Here is a 24,586-nt window from a genome sequence, read left to right as displayed (position 1 = left end):
GCGTACTGCTGCTGACCGCTACCCCGGATCAGCTGGGCCACCAGAGCCACTTTGCCCGTCTGCGCCTGCTCGACCCGGAGCGCTTCTACGACTATGAGGCTTTCCTCGCCGAGGAGCAGGCCTATGGTCAGGTCGCCAGCGCAGCGCAGGAGCTGCTGGATGGCGAGACCCTGAGCGATGAAGCCAGACAGATCCTCGCCAGCCAGCTGGAAGGGCTGGACTTGAGCGATGCTGAGGCCCGCCAGCAGGCAGTCGCCAAGCTGCTGGACCAGCACGGCACCGGCCGGGTGCTGTTCCGTAACAGCCGCGCCAATATTCAGGGCTTCCCCGAGCGTCACCTCAACGTCTACCCTATGCCGCTGCCGGAGCAGTACAAGACTGCCATCAAGGTGATGGGCATGATGGGTGGTAACGGTGGCGATCTGCAGACCCGTGCCCTGCGCTACCTCTATCCCGAGAAGATCTTCCAGCAGTTCGAAGGCGACAACGCCACCTGGACCCAGTTCGACCCGCGCGTAGAATGGTTGCTGGAGCTGCTGCTCTCAGCCCGCCAGCAGAAGGTGCTGGTGATCTGCTCCGAAGCGGCGACCGCCATCGCGCTGGAAGAGGCGCTGCGTACCCGTGAAGGGATCCGTGGTGCCGTGTTCCACGAAGGGATGTCGATCCTCGAGCGGGACAAGGCCTCCGCCTATTTCGCCCAGCAAGAGGGTGGCGCCCAAGTGCTGCTCTGCTCCGAGATCGGTTCAGAAGGACGCAACTTCCAGTTTGCCAGTCATCTGGTGCTGTTCGATCTGCCGCTCAATCCGGATCTGCTGGAACAACGTATCGGCCGACTGGATCGTATCGGTCAGAAGAATACCGTCGAGATCCACGTTCCCTATCTGGAAGGGACTGCCCAGCGCGCCCTGCAGCTCTGGTATCACGATGGTCTGGACGCGTTCGAGCAGACCTGCCCGACTGCCCGCCCGGTATTCGAAGCGGTACGTGAAGAGCTGTTCGAGCTGCTGGCCGCCAACACCGGCGATCAGGCGGCACTCGACGTCCTGCTGGTCAAGACCCGCGAACTGCACGAGCCGCTCAAGGCCCGACTGGAGCAGGGCCGCGATCGCCTGCTGGAGATCCACTCCAGCGGTGGCGCCGCCGCCCAGCAGTTGGTCGACAAGCTGGCCGCCGAAGATGACGACACCGGCATGATCTCCTTTGCCCTCAAGATGTTCGACGAGATCGGCGTCAATCAGGATGACCGTGGCGAGAACGCGCTGGTGCTGACTCCCGGTGATCATATGCTGGTTTCCAGCTTCCCAGGCCTGCCGCAAGATGGCATGACCATCACCTTCGATCGCAACACCGCCCTGTCGCGGGATGACATGGCGCTGCTCTCCTGGGATCACCCCATGATGCGCGGCGGTATCGATCTTATCCTGGGCTCCGAGATCGGTGCCACCTCGGTCGCACTGCTCAAGAACAAGGCGCTGCCCATCGGCTCCATCCTGCTTGAGCTGATCTTCGTTGCCGAGTCTGCAGCCCATCCCCAGCTCTACCGCTTCATGCCGCCGACGCCGATCCGTCTGCTGATGGACAAGAACGGCCAGAATCTGGGTGAGAAGGTGGCGTTCGATGCCTTCAACCGTCAGCTGACTCCAGTCAACCGCCACCTCGGCAGCAAGCTCGTGACTGCATCCCAGCCGGTGATCCACGGTCTGATTGGCAAGGGCCAGGCCATTGCCGAAGAGCTGAAAGCCGGGATTGTCGACAAGGCCCGCGCCCAGATGGCGCAGACCCTGCAGCAGGATCTGGATCGTCTGGAAGCGCTCAAGGCGGTCAACCCGAACGTGCGCGACAGCGAACTGGATTATCTGCGCAATCTGCAGGCAGAATTGCACCACCTGATCGATCAGACCCAACTCAAGCTGGATGCCATCCGCTTTATCGTGGTTACCCATAACTGACAAGGTACCGACCGACAGCGGCCAGACCCAGCTCAAACTGGATACCCAAGGCCGCTTTGTCGTGGTTACCCATAACTGATGGGGGCTTGCCCCCACCTTCTGATGCGAGACATTTATGTTTGAATACTCACCGCCTCTGGAACCCTGGCTCGATATCCTGTTCAAGGACAAGGACATCATGGTGGTCAACAAGCCCACTGGCCTGCTAAGCGTCCCCGGGCGCGGCCCCGAGAATGAAGACAGCGTCCTGCATCGGGTGAAACAACAGCACCCCAAGGCGGCGGCAGCTCATCGCCTCGACATGTCCACCACTGGCGTCATCGTCATTCCTCTCAATCCCAACTCTCATCGGGAGCTGAGCCGACAATTTCGCGAGCGGGAGACCGAGAAGCACTACCTCGCCTGGGTGTGGGGTGAGCCGGAAGCAGAGTCGGGACAGGTTGACCTGCCGCTCTGCGTCGACTGGCCCAACCGCCCGAAGCAGAAGGTGGATCACGAGGAGGGGCGTCACGCCCTGACCCTGTGGGAAAAACTGAAAGTGGAGAACGGCAACAGCCTGATCAAGCTGACTCCCATCACAGGTCGCTCGCACCAGTTGCGCGTCCATATGCTGGAGCTGGGGCATCCGATCCTGGGTGACAACCTCTATGCCCATCCGGATGCGCTGGCGGCTGCCCCCCATCTCTACCTGCATGCGGCCATGCTGACCATCAGCCACCCCCGCAGCGGGGAACGGATGACCTTCGAGGCGCCGGCTCCTTTCCCGGTCTGATCCCGCAAATCGCAGAGATAAAAAAGCCCCCATCGCGAGATGGGGGCTTTTTCATTAGGGTCAGACGCGAATATCGATCTTGCTTCCCAGAGAAGCGCTGGCCGATGTCGGTGCAACCGGCGCTGATTGCGCTGCGTTTTGCAGCAGCTTCAGCGCAGCTTCGCCCTCTTGGGTCTGCTGTTTCTTGGCCAGACTGGCCGTCATCAGAGCAGAACCAAACGACGCATTTGCAGAACTTGATATATCCATAGGGTTCCTCCTGCACTCAACAGTATCGACCAAGCGGCCCCGAACATAAGCACTGAATGCAAAACAATCTGAAAGTCGCTTTTCTATCAATCAGATAGCAATAGCATTCATGGTCCCTGTTCACCGCTGGATGACACCTTCAAGCTCCTGTGCCGTCATCGGCCGAAGCACCTTGCAAGGGTTGCCAGCCGCCACCACATTGGCGGGCACATCTTTGGTCACCACCGAGCCTGCGCCTATAACGCTGTTGTCACCTATAGTGACACCGGGACAGATGACGACGCTGCCGCCGATCCAGACGTTGTGACCGATCAGCACCGGCTTGCCGAACTCGACACCCTTGATACGTGGCGCCACCGCCACCGGGTGAGCGGCGGTGTAGATCTGCACCCCGGGCGCCAGCAGCACGTTGTCGCCGATGTGCACCTCGCAGACGTCGAGGATGGTGCAGCCCACGTTGGCGTAGAAGTTCTCGCCGACGAAGATATTGGCGCCATAGTCGCAGAAGAACGGCGGGTTGATGGCGCACTCCTGGCCGCGGCTACCGAGCAGCTCGTGCAGCAAAGCATCCCGCGCCGGTTTCTCCTGCCAGCTGGTGTTGAAGGTGTGATAGAGCTTGCGGCAGCGCTCGCGCGCCGCTTTCAGCTCGGGATCCCCCGCATCATAGGGATCACCGGCCACCATCTTCTGCCACTCGGCACCACGCGCATGCTGCTGTTCAGCTGCAACCATTTCCTCGCTCATCCACTACTCCATCAGCCAGATCAGGGATTCATAAGGGCGCAGCATACCCGATTGCGGTTGAGCTGGACTATCGGGGTAGTTGCCGAGCAGCAGCCGACCTTGCCCGCTTTGCAGCTCGGCAGGCAAGGCAAACTCCACCGGCTCGCCGTAGAAGTTGCTCACCACCAGCAGGGTCTGACCGTTGGCACGGCGGGCATAGGCCCAGATCTGCGGGTGCCCGGTCAGCAGCTCCTGATAATCCCCCAGAGTGAAGATGGGGTGCGCCTTGCGAAGGGCGATAAGATCCCGATAGTGCCAGAACACCGAGTTCTGGTCGGCCAGCGCCGCCTCGGCATTGATCTCGGGATAGTTGGCGGCAGGCTTGAGCCACGGATTGCCTGCAGTAAAACCGGCGTTGGGGGCGGCGCTCCACTGCATCGGGGTACGCGAGTTGTCGCGGGACTTGGCACCCAGAATCGCGAGGATCTCGGCCTCGCTCATCCCTTCCGCCTGCTTGATGGCGAAGATGTTGCGGCTCTCTACATCCTGATAGTCATTGATGCGCTGATAACCGGGGTTGGTCATGCCGATCTCCTCCCCCTGATAGATGTAAGGGGTGCCTTGCAGACCGTGCAGCGTGCTGGCCAGCATCTTGGCGGCTACAACTCTATGCTCGCCCTCATCGCCGAAACGGGAGACGATGCGCGGCTGATCGTGGTTGCACCAGAACAGCGCCGACCACCCCTTGCCGTGCATACCGCTCTGCCAGTGGTTGAAGATGCGCTTGAGTTCGAGGAAGTCGAACGGCGCCTTGGTCCACTTGTCGCCGTTGGGGTAATCCACCTTCAGATGGTGGAAGTTGAACACCATGGAGAGCTCGGAGCCATCGAGGGCGCCATAGCGCTGGCAGTGCTCCAGCGAAGTAGAGGACATCTCCCCCACCGTCATGGCGCCCACCGGAGCAAACACGTCGCGGCTTACGTCCTGCAAAAATTCGTGGATGCGCGGCCCATCGGTGTAGAAACGGCGGCCATCGCCTATTTCGTCGTTCGGGAACGCCTGATCCTTGGAAATAAGGTTGATGACGTCGAGGCGGAACCCATCGACCCCCTTCTTGGCCCAGAAGTGGATGATGTTCTTCACCTCGGCGCGCACTGCAGGATTTTCCCAGTTGAGATCCGCCTGCTCGCGGGCAAACAGGTGCAGGTAGTACTGACCGGTGGCTGAGTCCAGCTCCCAGGCGCTGCCGCCAAACTTGGATTGCCAGTTGTTGGGCACGCCGCCATCCACCGGATCGCGCCAGATGTAGTAGTCGCGGTAGGGGCTGTTTTTATCCCCCAGCGCCGACTTGAACCAAGCGTGCTCGGTGGAGGTGTGGTTGACCACGATATCCATCACGATGCGGATGTCGCGCTCATGGGCGGCGGCCAGCAGCGCCTCGAAATCTGCCATGGTGCCGTAGGCGGGGTCGATGGCAAGGTAGTCGGCGATGTCGTAGCCGTTGTCCACCTGCGGGGAGACGTAAACCGGGGTCAGCCAGAGGGCATCGACGCCCAAGGTCTTGAGATAGTCGAGGCGGGCCATGATCCCCTTGAGATCGCCGGTGCCACGGGCAGCGGAATCCTGAAAGCTCTTGGGGTAAATCTGGTAAATCACGGCACTCTGCCACCAGGGTGTTTGGCTCATGGGTCTTTCTCTTGTCTCGAATATGAAATGGAGAGGGCGACCCGCGGGTCGCCCTGATAATCATTGTCAGGCGCTGGCTTGGGCCAACTTGCCAGCGGCTTGCTGGCGCTTGTAGACCAGCAAGGTCAGCACCACCGGCACCACGATGGCGACCAGCATGGCGATGGCAAACACCGCCCAGTATTGCGGCTGGATGGAGAGGATGCCGGGCAGGCCGCCTACCCCGATGCCGTTGGCCATCACCCCGGCGAAACCGCAGATGAGGGCGGCAAGGCTGGACCCCACCATGGCGCACAACATGGGAAACTTGTACTTGAGGTTGATTCCGTACATGGCCGGTTCGGTCACCCCGAGGTAGGCGGAGATGGCAGCAGGCACCGAGATCTCCCGCTCGTTCTCCTTGCGGCTAATCAGAATGATGCCAACGACCGCAGAAGCCTGCGCAATGTTGGAGAGCGCGATCAGCGGCCAGATCGGGGTGCCGCCCATGCTCTGCATCAGCTGCAGATCCACCGCGTTGGTGGTGTGGTGGATGCCGGTGATGACCAGCGGTGCGTAGAGGAATCCGAACAGGGCGGCGCCGATAGGAGCGAAGGAGCCGGTCATGGCAGCCTTGGCCGCGAAACCGACACCATCACCAATCCAGCGACCGAACGGGCCGATAAAGGCGTGAGCCACGATCACTGCCAGCAGCAGCGAGACAAACGGCACAATCACCAGATAGAGATAGGCCGGAATGATCCGCTTGAGGTTGGTCTCAACCCAGGCTAGGAAGACACCCGCCAGCAGCGCCGGAATGACCTGGGCCTGATAACCCACCTTCTGGATCACGAACAGGCCGAAGTCCCACACCTCGGGAGTCTGCTGACCGATGCCGTAGGCGTTCATCAGTTGCGGGGAGACCAGGGTGATACCGAGCACGATACCGAGGATCTCGGAGCCGCCCATCTTCTTAACCGCAGACCAGCAAACACCGACCGGCAGGAAGTGGAAAATCGCCTCGCCCAGCAGCCAGAGGAAGGCGTGTACCTGAGCCCAGAACTGGCTGATCTCGGTGAGGGTGTGAGTACCATCGTCGAACATCTTGATGTCGCCGATGACGTTGCGAAAGCCCAGGATCAGACCGCCGGTGATGATGGCAGGCAGCAGCGGTACGAAGATCTCCGCCAGATGGGAGATGCCCCGCTCCAGCGGGTTCATGTTCTGGCGTGCCGCCTGCTTGGCGGTCTCCTTGCTGCCACCGCTGACGCCGAGCTGCTCGGTCAGCGCCTTGTACCACTGCTCTACCTCGTTGCCGATCACCACCTGGAACTGACCGCCCTGGGTGAAGCTTCCCTTCACCGCCGGGATGGTTTCGATAGCCTTGCTGTCGGCCTTGGCCGGATCGTTCAGGACGAAGCGCAACCGGGTCAGGCAGTGGCTGACGGTGGCGATGTTCTCCTTGCCGCCGATCTTGTCGATCAGGGTGGCAAGCTGCTGTGCGTTGATCTTGGACATGGGTCTTCCCTCTGTGACGCCATTGAATAGTGGTCTGTATCGCCCTTTTGAGCCAGTCTGTCGGCCGGAGCGTTTTTGGTATCGTTCCCATTTAGCATGCCGACAATCTGGCCAGATCGAAATGGGAACGTTCCCAATTCGTGGCCAGCGTCACAAAAAGCACACTTTTTGTTCAGTCCGGAGTGATGGGGCTCACAGGGTTCGGCAGGGGGCGATTGTCACCAACGGAGGCTGAGCCTGCTCAATCTGGCCGAGCAGCTGACGCGCCGCCTGCTCCCCCGCCCCTTTGTAACCAAGATCGAGAGTGAGGGCGTTGGGGAAGAGGAAGCTGAGCATGGGGTTGTTGCCAAGGCCGGTCACCAGTACCTCGCTACGCCCTTGTTCTTGAAGGTATTTTGCCGCACCGATGGCGAGGGTGTCGCTGGCGCAGACCAACGCCTGGGTGGAAGGGGTAAGCAGCTCGGCCGCCAGCCGGTAGCCGCTCTGCAGGCTGAGATCACCGAGGGCGCTGCGCGGGCGCAACCCTTGCTCTGCGCAGTAAGCGAGATAGGCGTCGAGGCGGCGCTGGCCGGTGGTGAGATCCGAGGCATCCACCCCCAGATAGGCGATGTCGCGAGCGCCACGGCTTGCCAGCTGCGCCAGCATGGTGCGCACCGCACCGGCGTCGTCGAAGCAGACCGAGGAGAAACCGGGGTATTCACGGGCGACCAGCACCAGCTTCTCTTTCAGCGGCGCCATGGCGGCATAGTCCAAGTCATTGAAGGCGAACAGGATAATGCCATCCACTCCGCGCCGCTCCAGCACCGCCAGATGCTCCTGCACCTTGGCGGGGGAGAACTTGCTCTCCATCAGCACAGCATCGTAGCCACGCTGGTAGAGGGTCTCCAGCATGCCGCGCACCGCCTGATTCTCCGAGCTGGAGTCGAGCCGCGAGACGATGATCCCCACCACCTGCTGGCTCTGGCTGCGCATGGCCCGCGCCGACTTGCTCGGCACGAAGCTATGTTTGGCGATGATCTGCTCCACCCGCTCGCGGGTCTCCTGCTTCACCTTGGGATCCTGATTGAGCACCCGGGAGACGGTCGACTTGCCGACGCCACTCAGTCTGGCGATATCGAGGATGGTCAGTTTCTTGTCCATGAATTGGCTCACAGGAGGCTAGGCGGTGGAATTGCCCACATTGTTGTGATTAACCCCTGTGAATACAAGCCCATGGCGTTAGAATGCCCTTTTTGCCCCGCCGTCAGGGTGTGTGGGCACAGCACAGGACGCCCATCATGGATCTGCTGGCCAGTCTGCTCTTCTCCCTCTCCATCACAGGCCCCATCTGCGTGGTGCTGCTGCTCGGCATCTTGCTCAAGCAGCTGGGCCTGTTGCCCGACAGCTTCGTCGAGTCCGCCTCCCGCCTGGTGTTTCAGGTCACCCTGCCCGCCCTCCTGTTCCTCAGCATGGTGCGCACCGATTTTTCCACCATGCCGAGCCCCTGGCTTATCCTCTACGGCCTGCTCGGCACCCTCACCGGTTTTCTGATCCTTGAGGTATTGGCAGCCCGCTTCATCCCGGAGCGGCGTCAACGTGGGATCTTTGTACAGGGCAGCTTTCGCGGCAACATGGGGATCATGGGGTTGGCCTATGTGCAAAACGCTTACGGGCCCGAAGGGATCGGCGCCGCCGCCCTGCTGGTGGGCTCGGTCACCGTGCTCTACAACGTGCTCGCGGTGATCACCCTGACCCGCAGCTTGGGGGGCAGCAAGGGGATCAAACCGATCCTCAAGGGGATCGCCAAAAATCCGCTGATCATCGCCATTCTATCCGCCCTGCCCTTCGGCCTGCTCGGCATCGAGTTGCCCCAACTGGTGATCACTACCGGCAACTACTTCGCCAACATGACCCTGCCACTGGCCCTGCTCTGCACCGGCGCCAGCCTCAACCTCAAGGCCCTGCGCGGGGGCGCCCTGCTGACTGGCTGGGCCACGGCAAACCGGCTGTTCTGCATCCCTCTGCTGCTGGTACTTGGTGCCTGGGCACTGGATTTCAGCCCGCAGGCGCTCGGCATCCTGTTTCTCATCAGCTCCACCCCCACCGCAGCCGCCAGCTATGTGATGACCCGCGCCATGGGGGGCGACGGCGTGCTGGCAGCGAACATCATCGCCACCACCACGCTGGGTTCGCTGGTCAGCACCAGCCTGGGCGCTGCCCTGATGAACTACCTGGGGCTGATGGGCTAGCCAGCAACAAATGTGCTGGCCCTCACCCCCTCATCGCCCCTTGACCTTGCCGCGGGCGGCAGCTTTACGCTGACTGTCTACCAACAGAGGAGATATCCCATGACCATCGAACTCACCGTCTCCGGCATGTCCTGTGGTGGCTGCGCCGCCAGCCTGCAAAAAGCCCTGCTGGCCCAGCCTGCAGTTACCACCGCGACCATCGACTTTACCAGCAGCAAGGCCATCATCGAGAGCGAGCTGAGCAAAGCCGAGCTGATCGCCCTGATCGAAGCCAAGGGTTTCTCTGCGAGTTAAATTATCTCTATAGAGGTATAAAACAGGTTAAAAATCTGTACTCACCTGTCTTTTGGTGAGTTTTATCACAGACCCGGGTTATTAAACGGGCAAACTTGCTGCGATTATTCCAACCATAAGGATTTGCAGCATGACCCTACCGATCCGCAAGACCCTGCTCGCCGCCGTCGTTGGCCTGACCCTCTCCCCCATGGCCATGGCGCTGCCCAACGTGCACATTCTGGCCACCGGCGGCACCATTGCCGGGGCGGGACAATCCGCGACCCAATCCAATTACGAGGCAGGCAAGGTGGCCATCGAAACCCTGATCGCCGCCGTTCCCGAGATGAAAAACGTGGCCGACGTGCAGGGTGAGCAGGTGGTCAAGATCGGCTCGCAGGACATGAACGACGAGGTGTGGCTCAAGCTGGCCAAACGGGTCAACGAGCTGCTGGCCAAGGATGACGTAGACGGCATCGTCATCACCCACGGCACCGACACCATGGAAGAGACCGCCTACTTCCTCAACCTGACCGTCAAGAGCGACAAGCCGGTGGTGCTGGTCGGCGCCATGCGTCCCTCCACCGCCATGAGCGCCGACGGCCCGATGAACCTCTACAACGCCGTGGTGACCGCCTCTGACCCCGCCTCCAAGGGGCGTGGCGTCATGGTAGCGATGAACGACACAGTCCTGGATGCCCGCGATGTCACCAAGACCAACACCACAGGCGTGCAGACCTTCGCCTCCCCCAACTTCGGCCCGCTCGGTTACATCCACAACGGCAAGATCGACTACCAGCGTAGCCCGGCCCGCCTGCACACCAGCAAGACCCCGTTTGACGTGAGCAAGCTCGACAAGCTGCCACAGGTTGGCATCGTCTACAGCTACGCCAACGCTACCGATCTGCCGGCCAAGGCGATGGTGGATGCCAAGTTCGACGGCATCGTCAGCGCCGGGGTGGGCAACGGCAACCTCTACCACACCCTGTTCGATACTCTGGCCAAGGCGAGCAAAGACGGGATTCGAGTGGTGCGCTCAGCCCGCGTGCCGACCGGCTCCACCACTCTGGATGCCGAGATCGATGATGCCAAGTACGGCTTCGTCGCCGCCGAAACCCTCAATCCCCAAAAGGCGCGGGTACTGTTGATGCTCGCCCTGACCCAGAGCAAGGATCCAGCCCAGATCCAGCGCTGGTTCCAGCAGTTCTGACGCCGGCTGCAGGCACAAATAGAGACCAAGGGCGGGTTTTCCCGCCCTGTTTCTTTCCCGATCAGCGCCATTTCCTCTTCTGCCGACCTACAACGGTGGCCTGCATGATAAAATTAGCGAGCAGGATCACCCGCTTTTACAAGCACATCGCGGCCGAATTCATTACACTGCCAGCGATCTTTTCTACCCGACCTTTCTAATCAAGGGAGTGCTGCCGCAGTATGGAAATGTTGATCCTGTTTGGATTGATTTTGCTTAATGGCCTCTTCGCCATGTCGGAAATCGCTATCGTCACCGCCCGCAAGGCGCGCCTCGCCAAGATGGCGAATGAAGGGAGCCGCTCTGCCGCCATCGCCCTCAAACTGGGCGAAGATCCGACCCATTTTCTCTCTGCCGTCCAGATCGGCATTACCAGCATCGGCCTGCTCAACGGTATCTACGGCGAATCCCTGCTGGCCCAGCCCTTCTCCCTCTGGTTGCAGGAGTTGGGGCTCACCCCCAAGAGCAGCGGTCTGATCGCCACCGTCAGCGTGGTGGTCGGCGTCACCTACCTCTCCATCGTGGTGGGTGAGCTGGTACCCAAACGCCTCGGCCAGCTCAATGCCGAGCGTATCGCCTGTCTGGTGGCCCGCCCGATGCACTGGCTCGCCACCCTCACCCGCCCCTTCGTCTGGCTGCTCTCCGCCTCCACCAACACCACCCTGCGCCTGCTACGAGTCAACCAGAAGGGTAATGCCAACGTTACCGAGGAGGAGATCCACGCCATGCTGGTGGAGGGCTCTGAAGCCGGGGTGATCGAGGATCACGAGCACACCATGCTGCGCAACGTGTTTCGGCTCGACGAGCGCAGCCTCTCTTCCATGATGGTGCCGCGCAGCGATATCCGTTATCTGGATCTGGCACAGCCGCTGACCGTCAACCTGCAACGACTGGTGGAATATCGCCACAGCTTCTTCCCGGTCTGCGATGGCTCATTGTCAGAACTGATAGGTATCATCAATGTCAGCAAGGTGCTGCACGCCTACATCAAGGGAGAGGCCATCGATCTGGCCGCCCTCACCCAGGAGTGCAGCCTGCTGCCCGAGACCCTCAACGGCGTTGAATTGCTCAACCACTTCCGCACCCACAGCGAGCAGATGGTGATGGTAGTGGACGAGTATGGTGAGCTGCAGGGGCTGGTCACCCAGCAGGATCTGCTGGAGGCTCTGGCGGGGGATTTCCAGCAGGAGGATGGCGAGGACAACTGGGCATTCCAGCGTGCCGACGGCAGCTGGCTGCTCGATGGCCTAATCCCGCTACCGGAGCTGAAGGACTGTCTGGAGCTGGTTCGTCTGCCAGAAGAAGAAAAACATCACTATCACACCCTCGGAGGGCTTATCATGCTGCTCCTTGGTCGAGTTCCAAAAACCGGAGATCTGGTAACACTGGAACAGTGGCAACTGGAAATTGTTGACATGGATGGTCTGCGCATCGACAAGGTGCTCGCCATGCCCTTGACCGATCTACCCAGCTAACCTGCGGAGTTTGCAAGTATGGAGCAGTTTTACCAACTGGCTCACGCCTTTATGAATCACGACCTGAACACACTTTCCGATCCCAAGATGGCCTTCATGATCTGTGGTGTGATTTTAACGTTTCTGATACTGGAAAACGGCTTCATCCCTACCGCCTTTCTGCCCGGTGACAGCCTGCTGATCCTCACCGGCGTGCTCATCTATCAGGATGTATTGTCTCTCGGGGTGATCCCGCTGCTGATCGTGGCCACCTTTGTCGGCACCTGGCTCGGTTACATGCAAGGGCGCTTCCTTGGCCACACCCAGCTCTACCACCGACTGATGTCCCATGTTGAAGAGCGACACCAGCAGAAGGTATACCATCTGCTGGACAAGTACGGGATCATCACCCTGATCACCGCTCGCTATATCGCCTTCGTGCGCACCGCCTACCCCTATATCGTCGGCGCCACCGAACTGCCCCAGGGACGTTTCCTCATCGTCAATCTGGTCAGCTCCATCATGTGGATCTGCCCGCTGGTCGGGTTTGGCTACTACCTTAGCCACACCAAGCTGGCCGCCGAATACCAGACCCAGTTCTTCAACATCATCATCTATCTGCCAGTGGCCCTGCTGGCGGGTGGCATGGTGGCGCTGGTCTGGCGCTGGATCAGCAAACGCAGGGCCGCGCAGCCGCGGGATTGACCCCTCGCCCAACGCACGACCCGAAAGCCCTCGCCAGAGGGCTTTTTTGATCGCCAACTTTGCGCAAATAGCAGAAATAGTCCCGCTCGGCCCTTGTAAAGCCGCGGTAAAAATGAGTGAATCTAGCGCCTTTTTTTTGGATGGGAATGGAGTCGGTTGTATGTGGTGTCGGATTCGCGCAGCAGCGCTGGTTGTCGGGTTGATGGGAATGCTGGGATTGCCTGCGGTCAGCGCGGCGCCCACCCCAGCCAAACTGGAAATACGCTCAAGCAGCGCCCTGGTCGTGGATGTAAAAACGGGCAAGACGCTCTACCAGAAGAATGCCACCAAGGTGCGTCCCATCGCCTCCCTCACCAAGCTGATGACAGCGCTGGTGGTGCTGGATGCCAAACAGAATCTCAACCAGACCATCACGGTCGACAAGAACGATCTGGATAGGGTCAAACACACTCACTCCCGCATCCGCATGGGCACCAAGGTGACCCGCCGCGACGCCCTGCATCTGGCGCTGATGTCCTCCGAAAACCGGATGGCCTCGGCACTGGCGCGTCACTATCCGGGCGGCCGCAGCGCCTTCGTGCGGGCCATGAACAACAAGGCCAGAGCGCTCGGAATGCGCAATACCCACTTCTACGACTCCACCGGCCTCTCCACCCGCAACGTCTCCACCGCCCGGGATCTCGGCAAGCTGGCCGCCGCCGCCTATCGTCAGCCGCTGATCCGTCAGTTCACTCAGGATGAGAACCGGGAGATGCGCTTCAGTGCCCCCGCCTACAGCCTGATGTTCAATAACACCAACCCGCTGGTGAAAAACCCGGATTGGGACGTACGCCTCTCCAAGACCGGTTTCACTGACGAGGCAGGGCGCTGTCTGGTGATGCGCGCCAAACCGGACAGCCGAGAACTCGCCATCGTGCTGCTCAACTCGGTGGGCAAACGCACCCCCATCGGCGATGCCAACCGCATTCGCAAATGGCTGAAAAGCTGAGTAAATATCTCAACACAAAAGGATGCTGCGGCATCCTTTTTTATTGTCCGCAAAACGCCTCTGCAGACATTGCAGGATGTTGATAGCCAAACCCTGAGTGATAAGCTGCGCGGCATCTGCCGTTGCAACAGCAGGCATACAGGGCGCCTATAGATGAGGTAAAGGGTAGTGAGGCGGTGCAACGATCAGAAGAACTGTGCGCAATCACAGAAAGGGGACAGAAATGAGGGCAAGAACAGACTGGAAGGCGATCCAGCCGCTATAACGCGAACACGGATCCGTACCAAAAAGCTAAATGTCGCCCATAAAAAAACAGCCCCGACCGAAGTCGAGGCTGTCTGTATGGTGCGCCCGAGAGGATTCGAACCTCTGACCACCTGGTTCGTAGCCAGGTACTCTATCCAGCTGAGCTACGGGCGCTCATAAACTTTTGGTACTGCTTGAAATATGGTGCGCCCGAGAGGATTCGAACCTCTGACCACCTGGTTCGTAGCCAGGTACTCTATCCAGCTGAGCTACGGGCGCTCACAAACTTTTGTGTACTGCTTGAAAAATGGTGCGCCCGAGAGGATTCGAACCTCTGACCACCTGGTTCGTAGCCAGGTACTCTATCCAGCTGAGCTACGGGCGCTCATAAATCGTTGTGTCGTTTTAAATGGTGCGCCCGAGAGGATTCGAACCTCTGACCACCTGGTTCGTAGCCAGGTACTCTATCCAGCTGAGCTACGGGCGCCCTGTTTTAAAACGATAAAAAAAGCTTACTTATCAGTAAGCCTTTTCCAAAGTGTCGACTTGCTGATGGTCAACACATGACTCTTGCTTGAGTCGTAATATGGTGCGCCCGAGAGGATTCGAACCTCTGACCACCTGGTTCGTAGCCAGGTACTCTATCCAGCTGAGCTACGGGCGCAAATGGCGGAGAAGGGGGGATTCGAACCCCCGATGCGGGTATAAGCCGCATACTCCCTTAGCAGGGGAGCGCCTTCAGCCTCTCGGCCACCTCTCCGTTTGCGGGGCTGATAATACTTCACAGGGATTTTTAGTCAAACACTTTTTTGGAGAAAAAAGTGCGTTCGCTCAGCATTTGGTCAAAGCGTGGAATATTCAAACAATATCGGCACTTATCCCGCAGTTTCGCGCCCTGCAGGGCGATTTCAGGGGCCGAGAAAAAACAAAAGGCGACACATGAGGTGTCGCCTTGTCACAGCCATGAAAGTGGCTTAGAAGCCCGGTTGGCCCGGAACTTTCTCGGCCTGGATGCGCTGGTAGATCTCTTCGCGGTGTACGGAGACCTCTTTCGGCGCGTTAACACCGATACGGACCTGGTTGCCTTTAACGCCCAGTACGGTGACAGTCACTTCATCACCAATCATCAGGGTTTCCCCAACACGACGAGTCAAAATAAGCATTCGCTTGCTCCTGTATCCTGTTTTGTTTTTATATCGATATGCGACATTATCTAACAAAGATACCGATATGGTAAATGGTTGAAACTAAATCAATCAGAGATTGTTAGCCCAAGGGCTGCTCTTGCGGTGCCTGATCCAACCCGAAAGCCGCGTGCAGGGCTCGCACCGCCAGCTCCAGATACTTCTCGTCAATCACCACAGAGATTTTGATTTCAGAGGTCGAGATCAACTGCATGTTGATCCCCTCCTCGCCCAATACCTTGAACATGGTGCGCGCAACACCGGGATGGTTCCACATGCCGACACCGACAATGGAGACCTTGGCAATCTCGCCATTTCCCTGCACGCAGGAGGCGCCAAGTTCGGTGGCGGTCTCCTCCAACAGCGCCCGGGCGCGGCGATAGTCATCACGATTCACCGTGAAGGTGAAGTCAGCGGTGCCATCTCCCAGGGTGTTCTGCACAATCATGTCGACATCAATGTTGGCGTCGCTGATCGGATTCAGGATCTGCGCGGCAACGGTTGGTCTGTCCGGCACGCCCAGAATGGTCAGGCTGGCCTCGTTGCGGTTAAAAGCGATCCCGGATACCAGGGGAGCTTCCATCCTATCACCTCCATATGTGATTAAGGTTCCCTCTCCATCGATAAAGCTCGACAGCACCCGCAGCGGGACGCGGTACTTGCCCGCAAACTCCACCGAGCGGATCTGCAACACCTTGGCGCCGAGACTGGCCATCTCCAGCATCTCCTCGAAGGTGATGGTGTCAAGACGACGCGCCTTGGGCTCGATGCGCGGATCCGTGGTGTATACCCCATCCACATCGGTAAAGATCTGGCACTCATCGGCCTTGATGGCCGCCGCCACGGCAACCGCCGTGGTATCCGAACCGCCGCGGCCCAGCGTCGTGATGGCGTTATGCTCGTCACGACCCTGGAAACCGGCGATCACCACCACCTTGCCCGCAGCCAGTTCGGCATGAACCAGCTCGGTGTCGATGTGGGTGATGCGCGCCTTGCCATAGGCGGAATCGGTGTGAATCCGTACCTGATCACCGGTCATTGAGACCGCAGGACAACCGCGTTTGTTCAACGCGATCGCCAGCAGCGCTATGGTGACCTGCTCACCGGTGGAGACCAGTACATCCATCTCCCGCCGGTTGGCATCAGGATCCAGCTGCTGGGCCATGCCCAGCAGCCGGTTGGTTTCGCCCGACATGGCGGAGACAACCACCACCACGTCGTGTCCCTGGGCGCGGGTCTGCTCGACCCGCTCAGCTACCGCCTCGATCCGCTCCAGTGTGCCGACCGAGGTGCCGCCGTACTTCTGTACATAGAGTGCCACAGATCACCTCGCCCGATTACAGGCGCTCTTCCAGCCAGGAGTGAACGGATTGCAGCGCCGCCGGCACCGCCTCAGGCTGGGTACCACCCGCCTGTGCCATGTCCGGACGGCCACCGCCCTTGCCACCCACCTGCTGGGCAACCAGATTGACCAGCTCACCGGCCTTGACCTTGCCGGTCAGGTCGTTGGTGACGCCCGCGATCAGGTTGACCTTGCCATCGGCACAGGTTGCCAGCAGCACAACGCCGGACTTCATCTGGTTCTTCAGCTCGTCCAGCATGCCGCGCAGGGATTTCGGATCGGCCCCTTCCAGCGCCGCAACCAGCACCTTCTGACCGTTGATCTCGATCACCTGACCCAGCAGGTCGTTACCGGCCTGAGCGGCCAGCTTGGCCTTGAGCTGCTCCAGCTCGCGCTCCATCATCTTGGCCTTGTCCAGCATCTGGCGAACCTTGTCGGCGATGCAGAACTGGTCACCTTTCACCAGTGCAGCAGCCTCTTCGATCTGCTCGCCAACCTGATGCATGAAGTCGATGGCGGCTTTGCCGGTCACCGCTTCGATACGGCGCACGCCAGCTGCGATACCGCTCTCGGCGATGATCTTGAAGAAGCCGATATCACCGGTGCGCTTGGCGTGAGTACCGCCGCACAGCTCGGTGGAGTAATCGCCCATGCGCACGACACGCACGTCGTCTTCATATTTCTCACCAAACAGCGCCATGGCACCGGCGGACTTGGCTGCTTCCAGATCCATCAGCTGGGTGGTGATTTCGTGGTTGGCGCGGATCTGGTTGTTGACCAGCTCCTCGACCCGGCGAATGGTCGCCATGGTCAGCCCCTCGAAGTGGGAGAAGTCGAAACGCATGCGCTCGGCTCCAACCAGAGAACCTTTCTGGGTGACGTGCTCGCCCAGAGCCTGACGCAGGGCAGCGTGCAGCAGGTGAGTCACTGAGTGGTTCAGGGCGATGGCCTGACGACGGTCAGCGTCCACCACGGCCTCAACCTCGGCCCCTTTCTCCAGGGTGCCCAACTCCATATAACCCTTGTGGATGATCGCCTTGCCCGCTTTCAGGGTGTCGGTCACGGCAAAGATGCCGTCGTCCACTTTCAGGGTACCGCTGTCGCCAATCTGGCCGCCGGACTCGGCGTAGAAGGGGGTCTCTTCCAGCACTATGACCGCTTCGTCACCGGCGATAAGACCGCTCACCTCTTCCACACCCTTGTAGATACCAACCACGCGGGTGCGCTCGGTCAGGCTCTTGTAACCGGTGAAGGGGGTCTCGAAGTCGAGCTTGAGCATCTCGTTGTAGTTCACACCGAAGCTGGACGCTTCCTTGGCACGAGCACGCTGCTTCTCCATCTCGGCCTTGAAGCCCTCTTCGTCGATGCCGATCTCGCGCTCGCGCACCACGTCGGCAGTCAGGTCGGCCGGGAAGCCGTAAGTGTCGTAGAGCTTGAACACCACTTCGCCCGGAATAACCTTGGCATCGCCCAGGTTGGCCAGAGCATCTTCCAGCAGCAGCAGACCGCGATCCAGCGTACGGACGAACTGCTCCTCTTCGATGCGCAGCACTCGCTCGACCAGCGGCAGCTGGGCGATCAGCTCGGCAGCGACATCCTTCATCTGCACCGCCAGCTCGGCAGCCAGTTTGTAGAAGAAGACATCGGTCGCACCCAGCTTGCGACCGTGACGCACGGCGCGGCGGATGATGCGACGCAACACATAGCCACGACCTTCGTTGGACGGCATCACGCCATCTGCCACTAGGAAGGCGCAGGAGCGGATGTGGTCAGCGATGACGCGCAGGGACTGGTTGCTCAGATCGGTGGTGCCGACAATCTCGGCCGCTTTCTTGATCAGCGCCTGGAAGATGTCGATTTCATAGTTGGAGTGGACACCCTGCATGATGGCGGAGATACGCTCCAGACCCATGCCGGTATCCACGGACGGACGGGGCAGCGGCTCCATGGTGCCGTCAGCCTGACGGTTGAACTGCATGAACACCACGTTCCAGATCTCGATGAAACGGTCGCCATCCTCTTCCGGTGAGCCGGGACGGCCACCCCAGATGTGATCGCCGTGGTCGTAGAAGATCTCGGTGCAGGGACCGCACGGACCGGTATCGCCCATCGCCCAGAAGTTGTCGGAAGCGTACGGTGCCCCCTTGTTGTCACCGATGCGTACGATGCGATCGGCCGGCACACCGACCTCTTTTTCCCAGATGTCGAAAGCTTCATCGTCAGTCGCGTAGACGGTCACCAGCAGGCGCTCTTTCGGCAGCTGCAGCACCTCGGTCAGGAAACCCCATGCAAACTTGATGGCATCCTGTTTGAAGTAGTCGCCGAAGCTGAAGTTGCCCAGCATTTCGAAGAAGGTGTGGTGACGAGCGGTATAGCCGACGTTTTCCAGATCGTTGTGCTTACCACCGGCACGCACGCAACGCTGGGAAGTCGTCGCGCGATTGTAGGCACGCTTGTCTGCGCCAAGGAACACGTCCTTGAACTGGTTCATACCCGCGTTGGTAAACAACAGGGTCGGGTCGTTATGCGGTACCAGCGAGCTGGAGGAGACAACCTGGTGCCCCTGGGAACGGAAATACTCGAGAAACGCAGCGCGAATCTCTGACGTGGACATATACATGGAAAATCCTGCTTGATTCGAATACGGACTTTTAACCGCATTAATGTAAGTTTTCTGCGGGGTAAAGTAAAACGGACAGGGCCGCCACGGGCGAAAAAGCGCACATAAACGGGCCAGAAAAGAGCGCCACTGCTCACAGTGGCTTTTTTCACTGTCGAGAGGCAAAAAAGCAGCGCAGAAAGAGGGATGAGATGAACAAAAGGCGGCTTTTTCGGAATTGCGCTCGCAACCTACTGAGCCGGCAGGAAAAACCTGCAACAAGGAGAGGTAAAACGACTGTTGCCACGCAGCGGCGTTACTCCTCCCGCTCCTGCAGGGCCGAGATAGCGTAACGCGCCTGATCCTGGGTAAAGCCGCGCCCCAGCAGATATTTGAGCCACTTCATCCGCAGCTTAAAATCGGCCAGATCGGCAATTTTTGCCCGTCGCTCCAGCAGTTCGAAGGCAAGCTCGAACCAGTCCAGCTCGGGTTGCTCGAAGGCGGCATCGATCTGGCCATCATCCAGCCCCTTACGACGCAGGTCGAAACGGATCTTGAGCGGGCCATGTCCCTTGGCGGCGCCAGCCCGCACCGCCATGGCACCATATCGCTCGTCATTGACCCAGTTATAACCGCGGCAATAGTCGACCACCGCCTCGATCACATCTTCCTGATAGCCCTGCTGGCACAGGCGTCTGGCCAGCTCCGATTCGGCACTCTCGCGGCGGGCCAGACTGCGCATGGCATAGCCGCGGGCTGCGGCCAGCTGTTCGGCAAAGGTCGGCTCGGCGGGCTCGAGCGATTCGGTCACGGATTCATCTACCATCATAAATAACAAGGCCGGGTATCTACCCGGCCTTCCTTTGTTCCTTATTCGAACTCTTGTTCGCTTTCGGCATCGAACTCTTCTGCCTCAACCGGTGTAGCCTTGTCATCGACAGGTACGGCACCGGAGAGCAGCAGCTCGCGCAGTTTGGCTTCCACTTCACCAGCCAGCGCCTTGTTCTCGGCGAACAGCTTCATCACGTTGGCTTTGCCCTGACCAATCTTCTCGCCGTTGTAGCTGTACCAGGCGCCCGCCTTGTCGATCAGCTTGTGCTTGACGCCAAGGTCAACCAGCTCGCCCTCTTTGGAGATACCGGCACCGTAGAAGATCTGGAATTCGGCCTGCTTGAAGGGAGGAGCCACCTTGTTCTTCACTACCTTGACGCGGGTCTCGTTACCGACCACTTCGTCGCCTTCCTTGATGGCGCCGGTACGACGGATATCCAGACGCACGGAGGCGTAGAACTTGAGCGCGTTACCACCGGTAGTGGTCTCCGGGCTGCCGAACATGACGCCAATCTTCATCCGGATCTGGTTGATGAAGATGCACAGGCAGTTGGCGTTCTTGATGTTGGCGGTCAGCTTGCGCAGCGCCTGGGACATCAGACGGGCCTGCAGGCCGACGTGGGAGTCACCCATCTCGCCTTCGATTTCCGCTTTCGGAGTCAGGGCTGCGACGGAGTCGACGATGATGACGTCAACGGCGTTGGAGCGCACCAGCATGTCGCAGATCTCCAGCGCCTGTTCACCGGTATCCGGCTGGGAGATAAGCAGGTCGTCGACGTTGACGCCCAGCTTGGCGGCATAGATGGGATCCAGCGCGTGCTCCGCATCGACGAAGGCACAGGTCTTGCCCTTCTTCTGGGCTTCGGCGATCACCTGCAGGGTCAGCGTGGTTTTACCGGAAGATTCCGGGCCGTAGATCTCGACGATACGACCGCACGGCAGACCACCGATCCCCAGCGCCACGTCCAGCGAGAGGGAGCCGGTGGAGATGGCTTCGATATCCATGGTCTTGCTGTCGCCCAGACGCATGATGGAGCCTTTGCCGAACTGCTTTTCAATCTGACCCAGCGCAGCCGCCAGTGCCTTCTGTTTGTTCTGATCCATGCCAATCTCCGCTGGAAATCGTGAGTAAAAAATGAAGTTGGGCTAAGTATACTGTCTATTCATACAGTATCAAGCCCAATTTATCTGAGCAGGGCCAACAGACCCGACAAGGCCTGTCTCACCGCCTGCTGGCGCACCTGCCGGCGATCCCCATCGAAGCGGGCCAGCAGGGAGTGGTGACGGCCGTTGCTGTCGGCCCAGGCGAACCAGACGGTACCGACCGGCTTGCCCTCGGTGGCTCCGCCAGGGCCGGCGATGCCGCTGATGGCAACGCTGATGGAGGCAGACGAGTGCGCCAGCGCGCCGCGGGCCATCTCCAGCACCACCGCCTCGCTCACCGCGCCGTGCCGCTCAAGGCTCTCGCGGCTCACTCCCAGCATCTGCTGTTTGGCCTCGTTGGTGTAGGTGACAAAGCCGCGATCGAACCAGCCGGAGCTACCCGCGATGTCGGTGATGGCCGTAGCCACCCCACCGCCGGTACAGGATTCGGCGGTCGCCGCCAGCCAGCCCCGTTGACCAAGGGCCCGCCCCAGCTCGATGGCGAGGTGCTCTATCTCTGCGTCCAGTTTCATCACAGCTCCTTCTGATTCGTGGAAAGGGCACATTATGCGATCCCGCTAGCGCCGCCCGCAACCACGGCAGACCGCCCTTGCCTGCCGCAATGTGCGGTGCCGCACCGGCGTCATGCCTTCAATAGCGCAGAGCAGCTGCGCCCGGAACACCCGCTCCCCCGCCGCGGCGCTTATGTGTAGAATGGCGTCATCAAGCTCAAGGCTCATCACCGCAGACACTGGCCCGCAGAGGCCCCTTCTGGAACAGAACATGACCGCACAACACCAAGCCAGCGGCGCCACCAGCTCCGCTCCCGGCGCCAATCTGAGCGCCCACACGCCCATGATGCAGCAGTACCTTGGCCTCAAGGCCGAGAACCCGGAGATCCTGCTGTTCTACCGGATGGGCGACTTCTACGAGCTGTTCTATGACGATGCCCGCAAGGCCTCTCAACTGCTCGATATCTCCCTGACCAAACGTGGCCAGTCGGCGGGCAGCCCCATCCCGATGGCGGGGGTGCCCTATCACGCCATCGAGGGCTATCTGGCCAAGCTGGTGCAGCTTGGCGAATCCGCCGCCATCTGCGAACAGGTGGGGGATCCCGCCACCAGCAAGGGGCCGGTCGAGCGCAAGGTTATTCGCATCATCACCCCTGGGACCGTCTCCGACGAGGCTTTGCTCAGCGAGCGCCAGGACAACCTGATCGCCGCCGTCTACCACGATGGCCGCCGCTTCGGCTATGGCACAATGGACATCGGCTCCGGCCGCTTCTTCATCAACCAGTTCGAGAAAGAAGAGACCCTGCTGGCAGAGCTGCAGCGCACCAATCCGGCCGAGCTGCTCTATCCCGAATCGTTCGAGTTCCTGCACCATATCGAGGGTCGCCGCGGCCTGCGCCGCCGTCCGGAGTGGGAGTTTGAGCTGGGCACAGCTCGCAAGCTGCTCTGCCAGCAGTTCGGCACCCAGGATCTGGTGGGCTTTGGCGTAGACAAGAGCGAGACCGCCCTGTGCGCCGCCGGCTGCCTGATGCAGTACGTCAAGGATACCCAGCGCACCGCCCTGCCCCACATCCGCAACGTGCGCCTCGAGCAGCCGGATCATGCGGTCATCATGGATGCCGCCACCCGCCGCAATCTGGAGCTGACCCAGAATCTGGCCGGTGGCTATGAAAATACCCTGGCCGAGGTGCTGGATCGCACCGCCACCCCCATGGGCAGCCGCCTGCTCAAGCGCTGGATCCACCAGCCGATCCGCGATCGGGTGATCCTGAAAGGTCGCCAGAGCACCATCAAGGAGCTCATCGAGCAGAACCTCTACGACGAGTTGGGCAACCTGCTGCGTCAGGTGGGTGATGTGGAGCGGGTGCTGGCCCGTCTCGCCCTGCGCTCGGCCCGCCCGCGCGACCTCACCCGGCTGCGTCAGGCCTTCGCCCAGTTACCCGAGTTGCAGCGCCTGCTGGCGGACAACGAGCACGAAGCGGTGCAACAACTGGCCGAGCGGGCCAGCACCTTCCCCGAGCTGCTCGACCTGCTGGAGCGCGCGGTGATGGAGGTGCCGCCAGTGCTAATCCGCGATGGTGGCGTCATCCGTGACGGCTTCAATCAGGAGCTGGACGAGCTGCGGGATCTCGCCAACGGCGCCACCGCCAGCCTCGCCCGCATCGAGGAGCGGGAGAAGCTGCTGACCGGCATCAATACCCTCAAGGTGGGCTACAACAAGGTGCACGGCTTCTACATTGAGGTGAGCCGCGCCAACAGCCATCTGGTGCCAGCCCACTACATCCGCCGTCAAACCCTCAAGAACAACGAACGCTACATCATCGATGAGCTGAAGAAGTACGAGGACAAGGTACTCACCGCCCAGTCCCAGGCGCTGGCGCTGGAGAAACGGCTCTACGAAGAGCTGCTCGATGCCCTGCTGCCCCACCTCGGCGATCTGCAGGATTCCGCCGCCGCACTGGCGGAGCTGGACGTGCTGGCCAACCTGGCCGAGCGGGCCGAGACCCTCGACTACCGCTGCCCGACCCTCATCGACGAAAATCAGATCATCATCGAGGCGGGCCGCCATCCGGTGGTTGAGCAGGTGATGACAGATCCCTTTATCGCCAACCCCATCCGGCTGGAGCGGGAGCGGCGGATGCTGATCATCACAGGTCCCAACATGGGCGGTAAATCCACCTATATGCGCCAGACCGCGCTGATCGTGCTGCTGGCCCACATCGGTGCCTTCGTCCCCGCCGACAGCGCCCGCATCGGCCCCATCGACCGCATCTTTACCCGCATCGGAGCGTCGGACGATCTCGCCTCCGGCCGATCCACCTTTATGGTGGAGATGACCGAGACCGCCAATATCCTCAACAACGCCACCGCCCGCAGTCTGGTGCTGATGGACGAGATTGGCCGCGGCACCAGCACCTACGACGGCCTCTCGCTGGCGTGGGCCTGTGCCGAACAGCTGGCGAGCAAGATTGGCGCCTACACCCTGTTCGCCACCCACTACTTCGAGCTGACCCGCCTGCCCGAGCTGATGAGCGGGCTGGCCAACGTCCACCTCGATGCGGTGGAGCACGGCGACACCATTGCCTTTATGCACGCGGTGCAGGAAGGGGCGGCCAGCCGCTCCTACGGTCTGCAAGTGGCAGCGTTGGCCGGGGTGCCGAAATCGGTGATCCAGCAGGCCCGTCACAAACTGCATGAGCTGGAGAGCGCCACCCCGGTCGCCGCCGGTGAAAGCCGCCCGGCTCCGGTGACCCTCGCCCCGCAGCCTCATCCGGTGGTGGAAGAGCTGGAAGCGCTGCGCCCGGACGAGCTCACCCCGCGCCAGGCACTGGACCTGCTCTATCGCCTCAAGCAGATGCTGTGAACAACCGCTGCGGCTCAGGTATGAAACAACTGGCCTGACGCTGTCATCATCAACAAAAGAGCCGCCCATCGGGCGGCTCTTTGCATCGTCTTT

General features: G+C 60.4%; 20 protein-coding genes and 6 tRNA genes (1 of these 26 running past the window's edge). 9 read left to right on the top strand and 17 right to left on the bottom strand.

Translation table 11 applies throughout. The features are described 5' to 3' along the window. Both rapA and rluA read left to right on the top strand, forming a co-directional pair. A protein-coding gene (rapA, locus tag I6L44_RS19140; RefSeq protein WP_216952802.1) for an RNA polymerase-associated protein RapA crosses the window boundary here: on the top strand, positions 1-1,949 show its 3' portion. It extends 919 nt beyond the left edge of the window; the window shows 1,949 of its 2,868 coding nt (coding positions 920-2,868); its start codon lies off the left edge, out of view; it ends in the stop codon at positions 1,947-1,949. A gap of 115 nt (positions 1,950-2,064) precedes the next feature. After that, the gene (gene rluA / locus I6L44_RS19135; RefSeq protein ID WP_042081022.1) at positions 2,065-2,721 is read left to right on the top strand and encodes a bifunctional tRNA pseudouridine(32) synthase/23S rRNA pseudouridine(746) synthase RluA; all 657 of its coding nucleotides are present in this window, start codon (positions 2,065-2,067) and stop codon (positions 2,719-2,721) included. Between the two features lie 60 nt (positions 2,722-2,781). Here rluA and I6L44_RS19130 read toward each other — a convergent pair whose 3' ends face one another. The 5 genes from I6L44_RS19130 to treR form a co-directional block, all read right to left on the bottom strand. After that, positions 2,782-2,970 carry a hypothetical protein gene (locus I6L44_RS19130; protein ID WP_005336040.1) on the bottom strand — a complete coding sequence of 63 codons (189 nt, stop codon included), beginning with the start codon at positions 2,968-2,970 and terminating at the stop codon, positions 2,782-2,784. Positions 2,971-3,090: 120 nt separating this feature from the next. Further along, entirely contained in the window at positions 3,091-3,714 is a 624-nt protein-coding gene (locus tag I6L44_RS19125; protein WP_254204243.1) for a sugar O-acetyltransferase, read from the bottom strand. A gap of 3 nt (positions 3,715-3,717) precedes the next feature. Next, entirely contained in the window at positions 3,718-5,379 is a 1,662-nt protein-coding gene (gene treC, locus I6L44_RS19120; RefSeq protein WP_216952801.1) for an alpha,alpha-phosphotrehalase, read from the bottom strand. A 66-nt stretch (positions 5,380-5,445) separates the two neighbouring features. Next, positions 5,446-6,876, bottom strand: coding sequence for a PTS trehalose transporter subunit IIBC (treB, locus tag I6L44_RS19115; protein ID WP_058059860.1), 1,431 nt, complete (start codon positions 6,874-6,876; stop codon positions 5,446-5,448). A gap of 192 nt (positions 6,877-7,068) precedes the next feature. Beyond that, complete coding sequence (treR, locus tag I6L44_RS19110; protein ID WP_216952800.1) at positions 7,069-8,016, bottom strand: trehalose operon repressor TreR; 948 nt, start codon at positions 8,014-8,016, stop codon at positions 7,069-7,071. 137 nt (positions 8,017-8,153) lie between these two features. On the opposite strand from treR, the gene I6L44_RS19105 reads away from it, so the two are divergent. The 6 genes from I6L44_RS19105 (at position 8,154) to pbpG (ending at position 13,773) form a co-directional block, all read left to right on the top strand. After that, the gene (locus I6L44_RS19105) at positions 8,154-9,104 is read left to right on the top strand and encodes an AEC family transporter (protein ID WP_216954519.1); all 951 of its coding nucleotides are present in this window, start codon (positions 8,154-8,156) and stop codon (positions 9,102-9,104) included. A gap of 99 nt (positions 9,105-9,203) precedes the next feature. After that, positions 9,204-9,398 (top strand): heavy-metal-associated domain-containing protein, encoded by a 195-nt coding sequence (locus I6L44_RS19100; protein WP_216952799.1) that lies wholly within the window; start codon positions 9,204-9,206, stop codon positions 9,396-9,398. A gap of 130 nt (positions 9,399-9,528) precedes the next feature. Continuing rightward, positions 9,529-10,587 (top strand): L-asparaginase 2, encoded by a 1,059-nt coding sequence (gene ansB, locus I6L44_RS19095; protein WP_199416612.1) that lies wholly within the window; start codon positions 9,529-9,531, stop codon positions 10,585-10,587. Between the two features lie 221 nt (positions 10,588-10,808). After that, entirely contained in the window at positions 10,809-12,101 is a 1,293-nt protein-coding gene (locus tag I6L44_RS19090; protein ID WP_216952798.1) for a hemolysin family protein, read from the top strand. 18 nt (positions 12,102-12,119) lie between these two features. Beyond that, a complete protein-coding gene (locus I6L44_RS19085; RefSeq protein ID WP_216952797.1) occupies positions 12,120-12,785 on the top strand; it encodes a DedA family protein in 666 nt (221 codons plus the stop codon). Between the two features lie 160 nt (positions 12,786-12,945). Further along, positions 12,946-13,773 (top strand): D-alanyl-D-alanine endopeptidase, encoded by an 828-nt coding sequence (gene pbpG / locus I6L44_RS19080; RefSeq protein ID WP_216952796.1) that lies wholly within the window; start codon positions 12,946-12,948, stop codon positions 13,771-13,773. Between the two features lie 343 nt (positions 13,774-14,116). Here pbpG and I6L44_RS19075 read toward each other — a convergent pair. The 12 genes from I6L44_RS19075 to pncC all read right to left on the bottom strand — a co-directional run bounded on the left by I6L44_RS19075 (position 14,117) and on the right by pncC (position 21,651). Further along, positions 14,117-14,193, bottom strand: a tRNA-Arg gene (locus I6L44_RS19075). A 28-nt stretch (positions 14,194-14,221) separates the two neighbouring features. Then, a tRNA-Arg gene (locus tag I6L44_RS19070) sits at positions 14,222-14,298 on the bottom strand. Between the two features lie 29 nt (positions 14,299-14,327). Beyond that, a tRNA-Arg gene (locus tag I6L44_RS19065) sits at positions 14,328-14,404 on the bottom strand. 25 nt (positions 14,405-14,429) lie between these two features. Beyond that, positions 14,430-14,506: transfer RNA gene (locus tag I6L44_RS19060), tRNA-Arg, on the bottom strand. Between the two features lie 100 nt (positions 14,507-14,606). After that, positions 14,607-14,683 (bottom strand) — tRNA-Arg (locus I6L44_RS19055). Positions 14,684-14,686: 3 nt separating this feature from the next. Further along, positions 14,687-14,779 (bottom strand) — tRNA-Ser (locus I6L44_RS19050). 214 nt (positions 14,780-14,993) lie between these two features. Next, entirely contained in the window at positions 14,994-15,182 is a 189-nt protein-coding gene (csrA, locus tag I6L44_RS19045; protein WP_005336053.1) for a carbon storage regulator CsrA, read from the bottom strand. A gap of 103 nt (positions 15,183-15,285) precedes the next feature. Beyond that, a complete protein-coding gene (locus I6L44_RS19040) occupies positions 15,286-16,524 on the bottom strand; it encodes an aspartate kinase (RefSeq protein WP_005336054.1) in 1,239 nt (412 codons plus the stop codon). A gap of 16 nt (positions 16,525-16,540) precedes the next feature. Beyond that, positions 16,541-19,165 carry an alanine--tRNA ligase gene (gene alaS / locus I6L44_RS19035; RefSeq protein WP_216952795.1) on the bottom strand — a complete coding sequence of 875 codons (2,625 nt, stop codon included), beginning with the start codon at positions 19,163-19,165 and terminating at the stop codon, positions 16,541-16,543. A 295-nt stretch (positions 19,166-19,460) separates the two neighbouring features. Continuing rightward, positions 19,461-19,970 (bottom strand): regulatory protein RecX, encoded by a 510-nt coding sequence (locus tag I6L44_RS19030; RefSeq protein WP_216954517.1) that lies wholly within the window; start codon positions 19,968-19,970, stop codon positions 19,461-19,463. A 44-nt stretch (positions 19,971-20,014) separates the two neighbouring features. Beyond that, entirely contained in the window at positions 20,015-21,079 is a 1,065-nt protein-coding gene (gene recA, locus I6L44_RS19025) for a recombinase RecA (RefSeq protein ID WP_216952794.1), read from the bottom strand. An 80-nt stretch (positions 21,080-21,159) separates the two neighbouring features. Then, complete coding sequence (pncC, locus tag I6L44_RS19020) at positions 21,160-21,651, bottom strand: nicotinamide-nucleotide amidase (protein ID WP_033115928.1); 492 nt, start codon at positions 21,649-21,651, stop codon at positions 21,160-21,162. 322 nt (positions 21,652-21,973) lie between these two features. Between pncC and mutS the strand changes: the two genes are divergently transcribed. Further along, positions 21,974-24,493: a DNA mismatch repair protein MutS gene (gene mutS / locus I6L44_RS19015; protein ID WP_216954515.1), complete on the top strand. Its 2,520-nt coding sequence runs from the start codon at positions 21,974-21,976 to the stop codon at positions 24,491-24,493. The last annotated feature ends 93 nt before the right edge of the window (positions 24,494-24,586 follow it).

It is taken from the genome of Aeromonas sp. FDAARGOS 1414, assembly GCF_019047065.1.
Classification (GTDB): Bacteria; Pseudomonadota; Gammaproteobacteria; order Enterobacterales; family Aeromonadaceae; genus Aeromonas; species Aeromonas veronii_A.
Note: the sequence above shows the minus strand (reverse complement) of the source record. Positions and strands in the feature narration are given on the sequence as shown.

What these genes read in the sequence shown, in the direction of transcription:
- rluA (WP_042081022.1), top strand. Translation starts at nt 2,065, where the DNA reads ATGTTTGAATACTCACCGCCTCTGGAACCCTGGCTCGATATCCTGTTC.
- I6L44_RS19130 (WP_005336040.1), bottom strand. Translation starts at nt 2,970, where the DNA reads ATGGATATATCAAGTTCTGCAAATGCGTCGTTTGGTTCTGCTCTGATG.
- I6L44_RS19125 (WP_254204243.1), bottom strand. Translation starts at nt 3,714, where the DNA reads ATGAGCGAGGAAATGGTTGCAGCTGAACAGCAGCATGCGCGTGGTGCC.
- treC (WP_216952801.1), bottom strand. Translation starts at nt 5,379, where the DNA reads ATGAGCCAAACACCCTGGTGGCAGAGTGCCGTGATTTACCAGATTTAC.
- treB (WP_058059860.1), bottom strand. Translation starts at nt 6,876, where the DNA reads ATGTCCAAGATCAACGCACAGCAGCTTGCCACCCTGATCGACAAGATC.
- treR (WP_216952800.1), bottom strand. Translation starts at nt 8,016, where the DNA reads ATGGACAAGAAACTGACCATCCTCGATATCGCCAGACTGAGTGGCGTC.
- I6L44_RS19105 (WP_216954519.1), top strand. Translation starts at nt 8,154, where the DNA reads ATGGATCTGCTGGCCAGTCTGCTCTTCTCCCTCTCCATCACAGGCCCC.
- I6L44_RS19100 (WP_216952799.1), top strand. Translation starts at nt 9,204, where the DNA reads ATGACCATCGAACTCACCGTCTCCGGCATGTCCTGTGGTGGCTGCGCC.
- ansB (WP_199416612.1), top strand. Translation starts at nt 9,529, where the DNA reads ATGACCCTACCGATCCGCAAGACCCTGCTCGCCGCCGTCGTTGGCCTG.
- I6L44_RS19090 (WP_216952798.1), top strand. Translation starts at nt 10,809, where the DNA reads ATGGAAATGTTGATCCTGTTTGGATTGATTTTGCTTAATGGCCTCTTC.
- I6L44_RS19085 (WP_216952797.1), top strand. Translation starts at nt 12,120, where the DNA reads ATGGAGCAGTTTTACCAACTGGCTCACGCCTTTATGAATCACGACCTG.
- pbpG (WP_216952796.1), top strand. Translation starts at nt 12,946, where the DNA reads ATGTGGTGTCGGATTCGCGCAGCAGCGCTGGTTGTCGGGTTGATGGGA.
- csrA (WP_005336053.1), bottom strand. Translation starts at nt 15,182, where the DNA reads ATGCTTATTTTGACTCGTCGTGTTGGGGAAACCCTGATGATTGGTGAT.
- alaS (WP_216952795.1), bottom strand. Translation starts at nt 19,165, where the DNA reads ATGTATATGTCCACGTCAGAGATTCGCGCTGCGTTTCTCGAGTATTTC.
- I6L44_RS19030 (WP_216954517.1), bottom strand. Translation starts at nt 19,970, where the DNA reads ATGGTAGATGAATCCGTGACCGAATCGCTCGAGCCCGCCGAGCCGACC.
- recA (WP_216952794.1), bottom strand. Translation starts at nt 21,079, where the DNA reads ATGGATCAGAACAAACAGAAGGCACTGGCGGCTGCGCTGGGTCAGATT.
- pncC (WP_033115928.1), bottom strand. Translation starts at nt 21,651, where the DNA reads ATGAAACTGGACGCAGAGATAGAGCACCTCGCCATCGAGCTGGGGCGG.
- mutS (WP_216954515.1), top strand. Translation starts at nt 21,974, where the DNA reads ATGATGCAGCAGTACCTTGGCCTCAAGGCCGAGAACCCGGAGATCCTG.